We start from the raw sequence: 13,011 nt of genomic DNA on the forward strand, positions 1-13,011 counted from the left end.
ACTTTTTCTAAGCGGAAGCCACGTCTTTGATAAAACCGAAATGCATCCAGATTGTCGTTAGAGGTCCGCACCATAATCCGGCCAAGACCTTCCTGCCGCGCAGCATCAACGGAAGCATCCAGCAGAAGCGTACCAATGCCGCCCCAGCGCTGTAGCGAATCCAGCGTAAGGATCTCCCATTCCTGCTCCCGCTTGATCAACGTAATCATCCCCACAAGACGCCCTTCATCCAGAGCGAGATATCCGGGCAGACGTGAGGCATCCACCATTTCACCATCAAGCAATTGCTCAGGACTGGTCCACCGGTTAACGAGCAGTTCAACAACCTGCTCTCGATCTTCTGGTTCAATTGCTCTTACTTGGATTGACACGAAGAAGACTCCTGTTTGGCTTCTGGCCTGACTAGATCAATATCTTTTAACATTCGCAATTCAGTGGCAGTACGTGCCTGCCAGCCAGTGCGCTGCAGTTCGGGGACTTCGTTGTTCTCACAGGGGTAACCTATGCAAAGATAGGCAACAAATTTCCAGTTTTCAGGAACACCAAACAACTGCCCGATACTGTCAGGGTTGAGAATAGACACCCAACCGACACCAATGCCTTTTGCTCTAGCAGCAAGCCAGAGGCAATTAATTGCGCTAACACAAGAATAAGCCAGCGTCTCTGGCATTGTCTGCCGTCCGAGCCCACCTCCCTGCGTTGGATCAAGATCACAAAATACAGCAAATTGCAGCGGAGCATCGGTCAAGCCTTGCAGCTTGAGCTTGGTATAGCTTTCTGCCCGCTCCCCTTTATAGCCCTTAAGAGCTTCAGAATTTGCCTGTTGGAAATTGAGATAAACAGCCTCGCGGTTCGCAGGTTGGCTCATCTCGATAAAGCGCCACGGCTGACTGTTGCCGACGCTTGGGGAAAGATCAGTTAATCGCAAAAGCTCATCAACAGTTTCGCGATCAATAATGTCTTGCTTAAAATGGCGCACATCCCGGCGCCATTTCAAAAGCAATTCAAAATCGTGATTGAAGGCCGCAGAAAACTGCGGGCCATTCTCTACAAAGGCGTCATTCAATGACCGGGAAACTCCACCAATGTCCTGACAGGAATATCGAGTGCTTCCAGTTTTGCACGTCCTTGCAGTTCTGGCAAATCGACAATGAAGCACGCAGCCACGATGTCGGCCCCAGCGCTTCTCAGAAGCTTCACAGCAGCTTCTGCGGTCCCACCAGTCGCAATCAGGTCATCAACCAGAATAACCTTCTCACCGGGCTTTACAGCATCACAGTGGATCTCAATGGTATCGGTACCATACTCCAGCTCATATTCCTGCTCGATGGTCTTAAACGGCAGCTTACCCTTCTTACGCACTGGCAAGAAACCGGCGGAGAGCTGGTGAGCCACAGCACCACCAAGAATAAAGCCGCGCGCCTCGATACCAGCAACCTGCTCAATCTTGGAGCCAGCCCAAGGCTGTACCAGTGCATCAACCGCACGGCGGAAGGCGCGAGGATCACTCAGCAGTGTTGTGATATCGCGAAACAGAATACCTTCCTTTGGATAGTCTGGAATGGTCCGAATGGACGCAATCAGCTCCTCTGAGATACTGTTAGTTATGTCAGTCATGGTCATTTCCGCGTTTGAATTGCATAGTTTTTGTAAGAAGCCCTTCAACGAGGGCCCCATAAGCGATCTGTGCTCGATTATTTGCGCAGCACACGTCCAGCAACAGCATCAAGCTTTGCAAGCAGTGCCGGGTCTCTTTTGTCCTCAGCAGTCATAATCGCAAAATCAAGTGCCGTGTTGGAACCAACCGGGCACTGCTGGTGCTCTCTCGGCAGTTTCCGGGCAACAGCTAGGACAAGCTTCTGAGCACTTTCCACGTTCTCGTGTAGAACCTTGATGATCGCGTTGATATCTACGTTTCCGTGGTCGGCATGCCAACTGTCGTAATCCGTTACCATCGCCACAGTTGAATAACTGATTTCCGCTTCACGGGCCAGTTTGGCTTCCGGCATGTTTGTCATACCAATAACGTCACAGCCCCAGGAGCGGTAGAGGAGGCTTTCTGCCTTGGAAGAAAACTGAGGCCCTTCCATAGCCAGATAAGTACCGCCGCGGCTATACGTAAGGCCCTCTTCTTGACAGGCACTTTCAACAACATCCACCAGCAGTGGCGAAATAGGATCAGCAACGGAGACATGCGCCACGCAGCCAGTTCCAAAAAAGCTCTTTTCGCGCGCAAACGTACGATCGATGAACTGGTCAACAAGAACGAAAGTTCCCGGTGCATATTCCTCTTTCAAGGACCCGCAGGCGCTGACGGAAATCAGGTCTGTGACACCAGCCCGCTTAAGCACGTCAATATTTGCACGATAATTGATCTCGGTTGGAGAGTGCACATGTCCACGACCGTGACGAGGCAGGAAAACAACCTTCAGACCACCAATCTCGCAGATGCAAACATCATCACTTGGCTCACCCCACGGGCTTTCGATCCGTTCCCATCGGGCATTTTCAAAACCAGGAATATTGTAGAGGCCAGAACCTCCGATAATGCCCAGAACCGCCTGCATATCGCTCTCTCCGCTTTGCCTGTGTCGGCGCAACCTTACCTGATTCACTGATAGGAAGTTGGCGGTACATCAAATCCAGCCAGCAACCCCAAAAAAAAGGGCTACCCGATTAGGATAGCCCTTTTTGAATTTATAAATGTGACCTTAGTGGTCAACATCTCTCCAGATCTTACGCTTTGTAAAGTACAGCAGCGATGCGAACAGGATCAGGAATGCCATCACACCAAAGCCGATACGCTTGCGTGATTCCAGATGAGGCTCAGCAGTCCACATCAGGAATGCAGAAACGTCACGAGCATACTGATCAACAGTCATTGGAGAACCGTCGGAGTACTCAACCAGCTCATCAGACAGCGGAGGCGCCATTGCAAGCGTGGACCCTGAAATGAAGCCTGGATTGTAGTACTGACCTTCTGGAACCTCAACACCCTCAGGTGCCTCATGGTAGCCAGTTAGCAGGCCGTACAGGTAATCCGGGCCGTTTTCCTGATACTGCGTGGCAACATCAAGAACAAACCAAGGGAAACCACGAAGGGCAGCGCGCGCTTTTGCCATCAAAGAAAGGTCTGGTGGGTAAGCACCATTGTTAGAAGCACGTGCAGCTTGCTCGTTCGGGAATGGTGATGGAAATTTGTCGAACGGCTTACCGTCACGCTCAAACATTTCACCTTCACTGTCCGGGCCATCTTCGATGGAGTATTCAGCTGCAAGAGCCTTCACTTCATCAACAGAGAAACCTGGTCCGCCTTCCTCAGCAAGGTTACGGAATGCGACGTAGCTCAGTCCATGACAGGCAGAACAAACTTCCTGGTACACCTGGAAGCCGCGCTGCAGCTGCGCTTTGTCAAACTGACCGAATGGGCCAGCAAAAGACCAAGGCTGCTTTTCGACGTGAGGTCCTTCGCCAGCTGCAAGAGCCGGACCAGCTACAGCAAGACCTGCAACAACAGCCAGAGCACGAGCGCTTTTGAACATTAGATTTTTCATCTTTAAAATCCCCTGCCCTTAAGCCGCATCACTGGACTTACCCAGCACTGCATCGTTGATTGAGTCAGGAACTTTCCGAGGCGTTTCGATCAGTCCGAGAACTGGAAGAACGATCAGGAAGTGTGCGAAGTAGAGGACCGTAAAGAACTGGATCCAGGCAATGTATGGCTGCTCAGCAGGCTTAGATCCAAGCCACCCCAACATGATTGTGGTGAAGAAGAAGAGCCAGAAGAAGAACCGGTAAACAGGACGGTAATTCGCTGAACGAACTTTGGAAGTGTCAAGCCAAGGCAACACGAACAAGATCGCAATCGCACCACCCATGGCAATCACACCACCGAGCTTGGAAGGAATTGGACCAATATCGAAAGTGATCGCACGCAGGATCGCATAAAATGGCAGAAGGAACCATTCTGGAACGATGTGCGCTGGTGTCACCATTGGGTTAGCTGGAATGTAGTTATCAGCATGACCCAGATAGTTTGGCAGGTAGAACACGAACCAGGAGAACAGGATCATAAAGACAACGATCGCGAACAGATCCTTCAACGTGTAGTACGGATGGAATGGAACTGTGTCTTTATCGGACTTAGGATCAACACCAACTGGGTTGTTGTTACCAGCAACGTGGAACGCCCAGATGTGCAGCATCACAACGCCAAGGATCACGAACGGCAGCAGATAATGCAGTGAGAAGAAGCGGTTCAGTGTTGGGTTACCAACTGCGAAACCACCCCAGAGCCATGTGGTGATTGCTTCACCAACAACTGGAACTGCAGAAAACAGGTTCGTAATAACCGTTGCACCCCAAAGAGACATCTGGCCCCAAGGAAGCACGTAGCCCATGAATGCGGTAAGCACCATGAGGAAGAACAGCAACACACCCAGGATCCATGCAATTTCGCGCGGCTCTTTGTAAGAACCGTAGTACATACCGCGGAAGATGTGGATGTACACTGCGAAGAAGAACATGGATGCACCATTTGAGTGCAGATAACGCATCAACCATCCGTAGTTCACATCGCGCATGATGTGCTCAACGGATGCAAATGCGAGCGCATCATTCGGCGTGTAGTGCATTACCAGAACGATACCGGTAATGAGCTGAACAACGAGCACGAAAAATGCGATACCGCCGAAGGTCCACCAGTAGTTCAGGTTCTTCGGGGTAGGAAACGCAACAAAACTCCCATGTACAAGGGAGAGTACCGGCAAACGACGCTCAAGCCATTTGGCGCCAGCGTTTTGCGGTTCATAAGTAGAATGACCAGCCATAGCTGCCTCCTGAAAGGGCCTCGTCAGCCGATTACAACAACGTCGTCGCTGGAAAACTTGTAAGGCGGCACGAGCATGTTTTCTGGAGCCGGGCCTTTACGAATACGACCAGCAGTGTCGTAGTGGGAGCCGTGACATGGGCAGAACCAGCCGCCGTATTCACCAGCTTCACCAAGAGGCACACAGCCCAGGTGCGTACAAACGCCAACCATAACCAGCCAGGCTTCTTTACCTGTCGTAGCGCGGTTTGCGTCAGATGCGTCCGCACCATCTTCTAGGTTAGCATTACGTGCAAACTGGTCTGGCAGATCAGCAATAGGCACTTCTGTCGCTTCAGCGATCTCTTTTTCCGTACGTTGACGGATAAAGACCGGCTTACCACGCCAGGTCACAGTGATGGATTGCCCGACTTCAACCGCAGAAACATCAACTTCGATAGAAGCCAAAGCCAGTGCAGATGCATCGGGGTTCATCTGATGGATAAAGGGCCAAGCCAGAGCTCCCGCACCGACCGCGCCCACGGCACCGGTCGCGATGTAAAGAAAATCGCGGCGTGACGGTTCAGCCGTGTCCGTGTGTTCCAAGGTCGTGTCCTCTCGAAACAAAATTGAAAGAGAACACCTACGATCTCTTCTGTGAGGACAGGCCCGCAACCAGTCAAAACCGGTCACTGTCTATACACCGCAAAGAAGACATAGGTGAAAATGCGCTAAATACGCACTTATATTGACGGATGCTATCTGCCACCAATGGTCGCACTTGTCTAGACTGGTTAAAAATTTGCGGACTTATTGTCGCAGACAACTTGGGCATAAGAGGAAAAAAACGGGATCAATTGAGATTTTGACACGCAAATATGAGTCAAAAGTCGAGTGGTTCGGGGACCATAGGACGCAAACTCTCCCCGAACCACTTTTGGTTTAAACCGCTTGATTCCCTGTCAGGAATCCTTATTCGGCGGCAACTTGTGCAAGGAAACCGCCAGATTGGTGATTCCAGAGGTTTCCATAGATACCTTCGGATTTCAGAAGTTCCTCATGGGTACCCATCTCGACGATCTTGCCTTGATCCATGACAATGAGGCGATCCATTGCCGCAATTGTGGAAAGTCGGTGGGCAATTGCAATAACTGTCTTACCTTCCATCAATTCGAACAGGCTTTCCTGGATCGCAGCTTCCACTTCTGAGTCCAAAGCAGACGTTGCTTCGTCCAGAACAAGGATCGGAGCATCCTTCAGCAAGACGCGCGCGATAGCGACGCGCTGACGCTGACCGCCAGAGAGTTTCACACCGCGCTCGCCCACCAGAGTATCAAAGCCAGTCCGCCCTTCAGGGTCTTTCAGGCCATCAATAAACTCCAGAGCATGAGCCCGTCTCGCCGCTTCAGTTGCCTCTTCCAGTGTTGCGCCGTCTTTGCCGTAGGTGATGTTTTCCAGGATCGTCCGGTGCAGCAAAGAAGTATCCTGAGAAACCACACCAACATTCTGGCGCAGGCTCTCTTGCGTCACGCCGCGAATATCCTGACCATCAATGGCAATGCGTCCACCTTCCAGATCATGGAAGCGCAGCAGCAAGTTCATCAGGGTCGATTTACCCGCACCCGAGCGACCAACAATCCCGATTTTCTCACCCGGTTTAATGTTGAGCGACAGGTTCTCCAGAACGCCACTGCCCTTGCCATAGTGGAACTTCACATCTTCAAAGCGAATTTCCGCGTCAGAAACAACAAGCGCTTTCGCATCTTGCTTATCAGTGACCTCAGTATGCCGGGACAACATGCCCAATCCGTCCTGAACAGTACCGATATTCTCAAACAGACCAGCAACTTCCCAAAGGATCCACTGAGACATGCCCTGCAAACGCAAGGCCAGACCAATCGCAATCGCGATATCACCAGTCGTCACCAAAGCCCTCTGCCAAAGCCAGATGGACAGAGCGCCAAGAGACAACAAGAGCAGATTATTGATCAGCGTCAGGCAGATGTTCAGCTTGGTCACATTCCGCATCTGCTTATGCACGGTATCCATGAAAGTGCTCATGGAACCTTTGGCATAATCTTCTTCGCGCGATGCATGTGAAAACAGCTTTACGGTCGAGATATTCGTATAAGCATCAACGATATGACCAGTCATCACAGACCGGGCATCTGCTTGCTTCTTGGAAATACGCTTAAGCTTGGGAACAAAGACGTACATGACGAGGAAGTAGGAGAGCAGCCAACCGATCATCGGCAGGGCAAGACGCCAATCTGCGCTCACAAGCACAACAAGTGCAGCCAGAAAGTAAACAATTACATAGACAAAGATATCGACAATACGCGTAATGACTTCCCGTACAGCAAGTGAGGTCTGCATCAGCTTGTTAGCAATGCGACCTGCAAAGTCATTATGGAAGAAAGTCAGACTCTGTCGAAGTAACTGTCGGTGCCCTTTCCACCTGATCAGCATTGGATAGTTACCAACCAATCCTTGATGGAAGAACATCTCCCAAACTGCTGACATGATCGGCGAAATAACAAGAAGAACGACACCCATCCAGATCAGATGACCCCAGTTGTCGGCAAAGAACGTTTCCGGGTCTTCGGTGCCTAACCAGTTCACCAAATCACCCATAAACGTAAAGATAACCACTTCAATTACAGCAATAGATGCAGCGAAAAAGGCGATCACAACAAGTAGTATTGAAACAGGCTTGGTATAATACCAGATAAACCCCCAAAACTTACTTGGAGGAGTCTCGATCTCTTCCATTTTGAATGGGTCAATAAGCTTCTCAAAATAAGAGAACATGACAAATCCCAATTAAGATATTTGGTTTGCAAGGTGCGCTACCACGTCAACATGGTAAGAGGATGACGGCTGCTTACTGCAGCCGCTCATCTCGATCGTAAGGATCCCGGTTATCTTTCGGAGAGCCGGAAAAAGTCCAGATAACACTGGCAATTCCAACCCCAACAGCAAAAGCTCCAACCAGGGTATCAATCAAACGTCCCTGAAACAGAGAGCCAGCCTCGTTGATTCCGTTTGCTCTTACAATTTCTACCGTAGCCAACTCTGCGTAGAGCGTTGGAATAATTGTAAAAAATGCGATTCCAGCACTAATCATCAAGAACCAGAATGCGTGCCCAAGGCTTTGAGAAAACGTTCCTTTTTCAGAACCAGCCGAGCGCACATACCGGCCACCATCGACCGGAATTTGAGATGCAGAATCGTCACGGGACGCGATCTGCGCCCAGATAAATGACGTAATCATTGGAGATACTCCGACAACATATGCATGCAACCGCAGACGTAATACGTCCGTGAAGAGGGCTGCATTAAGAAAATACGAGCTAGAAAGTGTTGGAAATCCGCCTTCTAAGCGGAAACGGCGTAACCTGCGTTTTTGGCGGGATGCATAGCGCATGCGCCAGTCGCTGGGAGAACATTTACGTTCACGAGCACAAATTCAGTATTCATGTATGTCTCCCTAGTTCCAACGTTAAAAAATAGCTGATCGGGCGATCAGCAACTCGGAGAGTCTCGTCAAGTAAGATGAGGGCTCTCGGCCGGTGCGAGATGCTTATACTCATAAAGGCGGAGACATGCCTAGCCCCAAAAAATACGGAAAACCACTTTAGGATGTGGTGTATCTTTTTCGCAACATATATCACGAATTCAGATAGAACCTCTTGATTTCCATTAGGTTTCACCCACCGAAGCGCTCCACCTATCAACAAACTCTATGATTTTTCTGGAGATTTTCCTCGGGTTCCTCTAGATGCCCAAGAGATGCTTCCATAAGCCAATCTTTCAGGAAACAACGCGAGCACCCGACAACATGCCAGATATTGCCCTTTACCAGCCAGACATTCCGCATAACACCGGGACCCTATTACGGCTGGCCGCTTGCATGGATGTGACGGTGCACCTGATCGAGCCGGCAGGCTTCCCCCAGTCTGATCATGCACTTAAACGGGCTGGCATGGATTACATCGAACGCGCCAAACTCCAACGCCATATGGATTGGGAGAGTTTTCGTGAATGGCAGATAGCCGAAAAACGCCGACTTATCCTCATGACCACCAAAGGATCACGCCCTTATACGCAGTTCGCGTTCAAGAAAGAGGACCTGATCCTGATGGGTCGCGAAAGTTCTGGCGTGCCGGAAGATATCCATCAAGTTGCTGATGCAAGACTGCTGATTCCAATGAAGAACGGCATGCGCTCTCTCAATATGGCCGTTTCCACTGGCATGGTCCTGGGTGAAGCTCTTCGTCAAACAGATTGTTTTTGAATAAAACACAACCTAAACTAGTTGCGTTATTGAATGCGTTGCTTTGCGCGATTTAGGTTTTTATTGCGATGTTTGAGAGTCTTTCGAGAAAATTCGCTCATCTGTTTTGCTTTGCACTTTTGCTGTCAGTTCCACAGCCCACTTTCGCAGGAGCACCGGTCGAACCCGTCCTCCATGCCAACCTGCATGACGAAGCCGTCCTGAATCGATATCTCCACCTGCTGGACGAGATATACCCCTGTGATTGGCATGATGCACACACACGAAGCGGGTATAACCTTTACGACCTCGGCAACGGCGTCGAGGTGCTCGAGTTCTCCTGCACCGTTGGCATGCACAATCTGGCGAACCTCTATATCCGTCGCACCAAAAACTCAAACCAGCCTGCAAAACTCGTTTCCCTCGATCGTCCTGAGGACCAGCCAGTCACCAGCCGGTACATTCTGTTCAACAGCTTTTGGGATCACAATCGCAGCGCTCTCACCAGCTTCACAGTGGATCGCGGCCTCTCTGACTGCGGCTCTTTTGAAATCCACCGCTTCACACCCAAAGGGTATCTGGAACTCGTGGAGTATCGCGCCAAGCGGCAGTGTGACGGCAAATTCCGTGAGCCAACGGATTACCCGTTGATCTACCCGCCAAGGTAAAAGCGGCCAGCAAGTCCATTAAAGCCCGAAGCTTCTTGGTAAGCACGATGAAACCAAGAGTTTTAGCGCAAGAGTAAGGCTGGCAAGGCATCTTCAGGGACACAGCAAGAAGACTACAGCGTATCTCCGAAAAGTGGAAATCGGTTTTCGGATAAAGATACGCAAAAACAAAGACTAAAGCAGTTCATATGTTTCAACTTAAATGCGAACTGCTTTGGGGTTGTCCAAAGAGGAAGATCGCCGTGTTCCAAACCTTGCCCCGAACATTCACAGCCTGCTTTGCAGCAACCGTTCTCTTCGAAACTCTACTGGCAAGCTCGTTACACGCCGAACCTGTCAAACCCGTCACACAGCACGATCCATCAATCCTGAACCGCTACATAAACATGCTGGATGCAGCCTATCCCTGTGATTGGAAAGACGCCTACGACCTGTCCGGCAACAATACACTGCAGTTCAGCAAGGACGTGAAGGTGCTGGAGTTCATGTGCGCCAACAACCTTTACAACATGGCCCACCTCTACATCCGTATAGATTCCCGCCAGCCCAACAACGCCAAGCTGCTGACCTTTGAACGCCCAAAACATGAAGGCAACGACAACCCTGACGTGGTCTTCAACGGTGTCTGGGACATCAAGACCGGAGATCTGACCAGCTTCACAGAAGGCCGCGGTCTTGGAGATTGTGGCACCTACGAGGTCCACAAGTTCACCTCCGACGGCTATCCCCAGCTGATGGAGTTCCGTGCCAAGCCCCAATGTGACGGCAACTATGTTCAGCCTGAAAAGTATCCGGTCATCCTCGACAGATCCAAATAGCTCCGTGCACCGTTCCGCCTCACCTGTACTTCTCAGTTGCGCTCCCTTACATAGAACAGCAAAGAACGCTTTGCGCTCAAGGAGGGACTATGAGCGAGACACAAAACACGCTTCCAGCAGATCTGGAAGACAAAAAACAAGAGGCATCCACGTGGTTCAGCCAGCTGCGTGACAACATTTGCAATGCCTTTGAGCAGCTGGAAGTAGAAGTCGGGGAACTGGACGGCCCCCTCTCCGACCAGCCAGCGGGACGTTTCGAGCGCACCCCATGGGAACGTACAGATCACAGCGGCGGCCACGGCGGCGGCGGTGTCATGTCCCTGATGCATGGACGTGTGTTCGAGAAGGTTGGCGTACACGTCTCCAGCGTACACGGTGAGTTCTCGCCAGAGTTCCGCGATCAGATCCCCGGAGCCAGCGAAGACCCGCGTTTCTGGGCTTCCGGCATCTCCCTGATCGCCCATATGCACAATCCAAATGTACCAGCAGTGCATATGAACACCCGCATGGTCGTCACCACCAAGCAATGGTTTGGTGGCGGAGCAGACCTGACACCTGTACTCAGCGCACGCCGCACGCAGGAAGATCCGGACACTGTCGAATTTCATGAGGCTATGAAAGCAGCCTGCGCAGACCATCCGGGGGCTGATTACGAGCACTTCAAGAAGTGGTGCGACGAGTACTTCTATCTGCCTCACCGCAACGAAGCACGCGGCATCGGTGGCATTTTCTACGACCGCCACAACACCGGCGACTGGAATGCAGACCTTGCCCTCACCAAATCCGTCGGCAACGCCTTCCTCGACATCTATCCAAAGCTGATCCGCAAAAACTTCCTGACCCCATGGACGCTCGAACAACGCGAAGAACAGCTGGTCCGTCGTGGCCGTTACGTGGAGTTCAACCTCCTTTACGACCGCGGCACAATCTTCGGCCTCAAGACAGGCGGAAACGTCTCCTCCATCCTGTCCTCCATGCCACCCGTGGTAAAGTGGCCATAAGCCAGAAAAACGAAAGAAGCTCCCCAACCCACGTATTGGGGAGCTTCCTGTCTCTTTGGAAGTGAAAACCAGCTTAAGCGCTCGGCCTGACAATGAACGACATGGCAGAACTGCCAGTCTCACTTTCCAAACTTCTCCCCTTCAAACGCTTGATCAGATCACGCGCTTCCAGCGGTGGTTGTTGCTCCTGCCGTCTGTAATCAGAACAATCCCGATTACGATGCAAAAGCCCGAGACTAAACAGCTCACGCCTTAACAAAGCAGGGTCAGCAAAACAGTGCCCTTCCTTGAGCAGCATGTTGATCTCTTTCTCCCGAAGCGATGCACCAGCCGGAATAAGGGACCACAGCTGCCAAAGACAAAGCACCTGAACCTGCCGCCGTGACGGCCAGCTCACCAATCGCCCCAAATCATCAAACTGATTGAGGGCGCGCTCAACAAGCCGATGGTCTACCGTCTCGACAACCGGCTCGGCATCTAGGCGACGACCCGCAGAATGCGAAGCTTTTAGATGCTGGAAGTTCTGGAAACCCGCCGCTTTGGCGAGCATGTTCATCAACTCCACATGCGAGGGAGTATCACCGCGAGTTTTCATCTGGCGGGCAACACTACGCGCAAACGTGGAGATATCAGGCGACCGAAGAGGGACTGGGACTCTCGACATTGAAAAATCCTCTCGAGCCGCATTACATTTTCGTGGTCGCTGGCTTGCGAAGCGGCATCGGACAAGAATGTCGATTGCTGTCGAAGTGAATGGCAGGTTTAGCTCCCCTTACGGGGCAGCGACGCCTTGGGAACTGCCGACCGATGATGACAATAAAAGCGCAAACCGCGAAATGTCAACACGCAGCAGTTTTGGGCGTCACCCATTTCAACCACTCAGGCTACAGAACTCCGCAATGCATTTGCACGCCCGGCCTTCCGCAATCCCATCGCCACACAGCCAGCTATAATCGCGAAGGAAATCCACTGCGGCATATCCATCAGGTTACCCAACTGGGTGAGGCCGTAGTAGATGAACAGCAGCGTGAACCCGCTATATTGCCCAATCACCACCCAGGCAACACCAGCGGCCAGTTCCTCTCTAAAGGCAGCTACCAGCAACAACACACCGTTGACCAGCATCACCACAGTGATTCCATGCCAGACCACCGACAGCACCGCGATCACCACAGGATGAAGATCACTGCCCAATACAGGATCATGGATCTCTGGCCCACCCAGAAACACATGTACCAGCATCAACAACAACGACAGGATACCAGAAGCCAAAAGCCACTTATTCATAGGAATTGCCTCATCTTTGATTCCATACGGTAGCGTATGGTAGCTTAAAGCTAGACCCTGTCAATACGGCAGCGTATGGTGAATGAATGACAGAGAAAACCAAACTCACAGCGCTGGACTGGATCAAAGGCGGCTTCCGCTCGCTAGCCGCGAA

15 protein-coding genes are annotated in these 13,011 nt (G+C 51.3%); 4 read left to right on the forward strand and 11 right to left on the reverse strand.

All coding sequences use genetic code 11. From position 1 onward, the window contains the following. The 9 genes from PPL9_RS33365 to PPL9_RS15815 all read right to left on the reverse strand — a co-directional run. Window positions 1-371: GNAT family N-acetyltransferase (locus PPL9_RS33365; RefSeq protein WP_208989404.1), on the reverse strand; the 371-nt coding region annotated here is incomplete at its 3' end. Further along, window positions 356-1,066 carry a 5,6-dimethylbenzimidazole synthase gene (gene bluB / locus PPL9_RS15780; RefSeq protein ID WP_057463599.1) on the reverse strand — a complete coding sequence of 237 codons (711 nt, stop codon included), beginning with the start codon at window positions 1,064-1,066 and terminating at the stop codon, window positions 356-358. The genes PPL9_RS33365 and bluB, both read right to left, overlap by 16 nt. Further along, on the reverse strand, window positions 1,063-1,608 hold the full coding sequence (locus PPL9_RS15785; protein WP_193757764.1) for an adenine phosphoribosyltransferase: 546 nt from the start codon (window positions 1,606-1,608) through the stop codon (window positions 1,063-1,065). Before PPL9_RS15785 ends, bluB begins: the two co-directional genes overlap by 4 nt. A gap of 86 nt (window positions 1,609-1,694) precedes the next feature. Continuing rightward, window positions 1,695-2,567 (reverse strand): S-methyl-5'-thioadenosine phosphorylase, encoded by an 873-nt coding sequence (locus PPL9_RS15790; protein ID WP_057463600.1) that lies wholly within the window; start codon window positions 2,565-2,567, stop codon window positions 1,695-1,697. Between the two features lie 144 nt (window positions 2,568-2,711). After that, on the reverse strand, window positions 2,712-3,554 hold the full coding sequence (locus PPL9_RS15795) for a cytochrome c1 (RefSeq protein ID WP_057463602.1): 843 nt from the start codon (window positions 3,552-3,554) through the stop codon (window positions 2,712-2,714). A gap of 18 nt (window positions 3,555-3,572) precedes the next feature. After that, a complete protein-coding gene (locus tag PPL9_RS15800; protein WP_057463603.1) occupies window positions 3,573-4,829 on the reverse strand; it encodes a cytochrome b/b6 in 1,257 nt (418 codons plus the stop codon). A gap of 23 nt (window positions 4,830-4,852) precedes the next feature. Then, window positions 4,853-5,413, reverse strand: coding sequence for a ubiquinol-cytochrome c reductase iron-sulfur subunit (petA, locus tag PPL9_RS15805; RefSeq protein ID WP_057463604.1), 561 nt, complete (start codon window positions 5,411-5,413; stop codon window positions 4,853-4,855). A gap of 366 nt (window positions 5,414-5,779) precedes the next feature. Beyond that, window positions 5,780-7,618, reverse strand: coding sequence for an ABC transporter ATP-binding protein (locus PPL9_RS15810; RefSeq protein WP_057463606.1), 1,839 nt, complete (start codon window positions 7,616-7,618; stop codon window positions 5,780-5,782). A gap of 73 nt (window positions 7,619-7,691) precedes the next feature. Continuing rightward, entirely contained in the window at window positions 7,692-8,081 is a 390-nt protein-coding gene (locus tag PPL9_RS15815; protein WP_057463607.1) for a hypothetical protein, read from the reverse strand. Window positions 8,082-8,648: 567 nt separating this feature from the next. On the opposite strand from PPL9_RS15815, the gene PPL9_RS15820 reads away from it, so the two are divergent. The 4 genes from PPL9_RS15820 (at window position 8,649) to hemF (ending at window position 11,570) form a co-directional block, all read left to right on the forward strand. Further along, window positions 8,649-9,104, forward strand: coding sequence for a tRNA (cytidine(34)-2'-O)-methyltransferase (locus PPL9_RS15820; RefSeq protein ID WP_057463608.1), 456 nt, complete (start codon window positions 8,649-8,651; stop codon window positions 9,102-9,104). Between the two features lie 68 nt (window positions 9,105-9,172). After that, window positions 9,173-9,751, forward strand: a complete 579-nt coding sequence (locus PPL9_RS15825; RefSeq protein WP_057463609.1) for a DUF1176 domain-containing protein — start codon at window positions 9,173-9,175, stop codon at window positions 9,749-9,751. Between the two features lie 188 nt (window positions 9,752-9,939). Next, window positions 9,940-10,569: a DUF1176 domain-containing protein gene (locus tag PPL9_RS15830; RefSeq protein WP_152986714.1), complete on the forward strand. Its 630-nt coding sequence runs from the start codon at window positions 9,940-9,942 to the stop codon at window positions 10,567-10,569. Window positions 10,570-10,658: 89 nt separating this feature from the next. Next, window positions 10,659-11,570 carry an oxygen-dependent coproporphyrinogen oxidase gene (hemF, locus tag PPL9_RS15835; RefSeq protein ID WP_057463610.1) on the forward strand — a complete coding sequence of 304 codons (912 nt, stop codon included), beginning with the start codon at window positions 10,659-10,661 and terminating at the stop codon, window positions 11,568-11,570. 73 nt (window positions 11,571-11,643) lie between these two features. Here hemF and PPL9_RS15840 read toward each other — a convergent pair whose 3' ends face one another. After that, window positions 11,644-12,234, reverse strand: a complete 591-nt coding sequence (locus PPL9_RS15840; protein WP_208989405.1) for a DUF2087 domain-containing protein — start codon at window positions 12,232-12,234, stop codon at window positions 11,644-11,646. 215 nt (window positions 12,235-12,449) lie between these two features. Then, entirely contained in the window at window positions 12,450-12,857 is a 408-nt protein-coding gene (locus tag PPL9_RS15845; protein ID WP_057463611.1) for a hypothetical protein, read from the reverse strand. Window positions 12,858-13,011: the final 154 nt, after the last annotated feature.

The sequence above is a fragment of the Pseudovibrio sp. POLY-S9 genome (genome assembly GCF_001431305.1).
Taxonomy (GTDB): Bacteria; Pseudomonadota; Alphaproteobacteria; order Rhizobiales; family Stappiaceae; genus Pseudovibrio.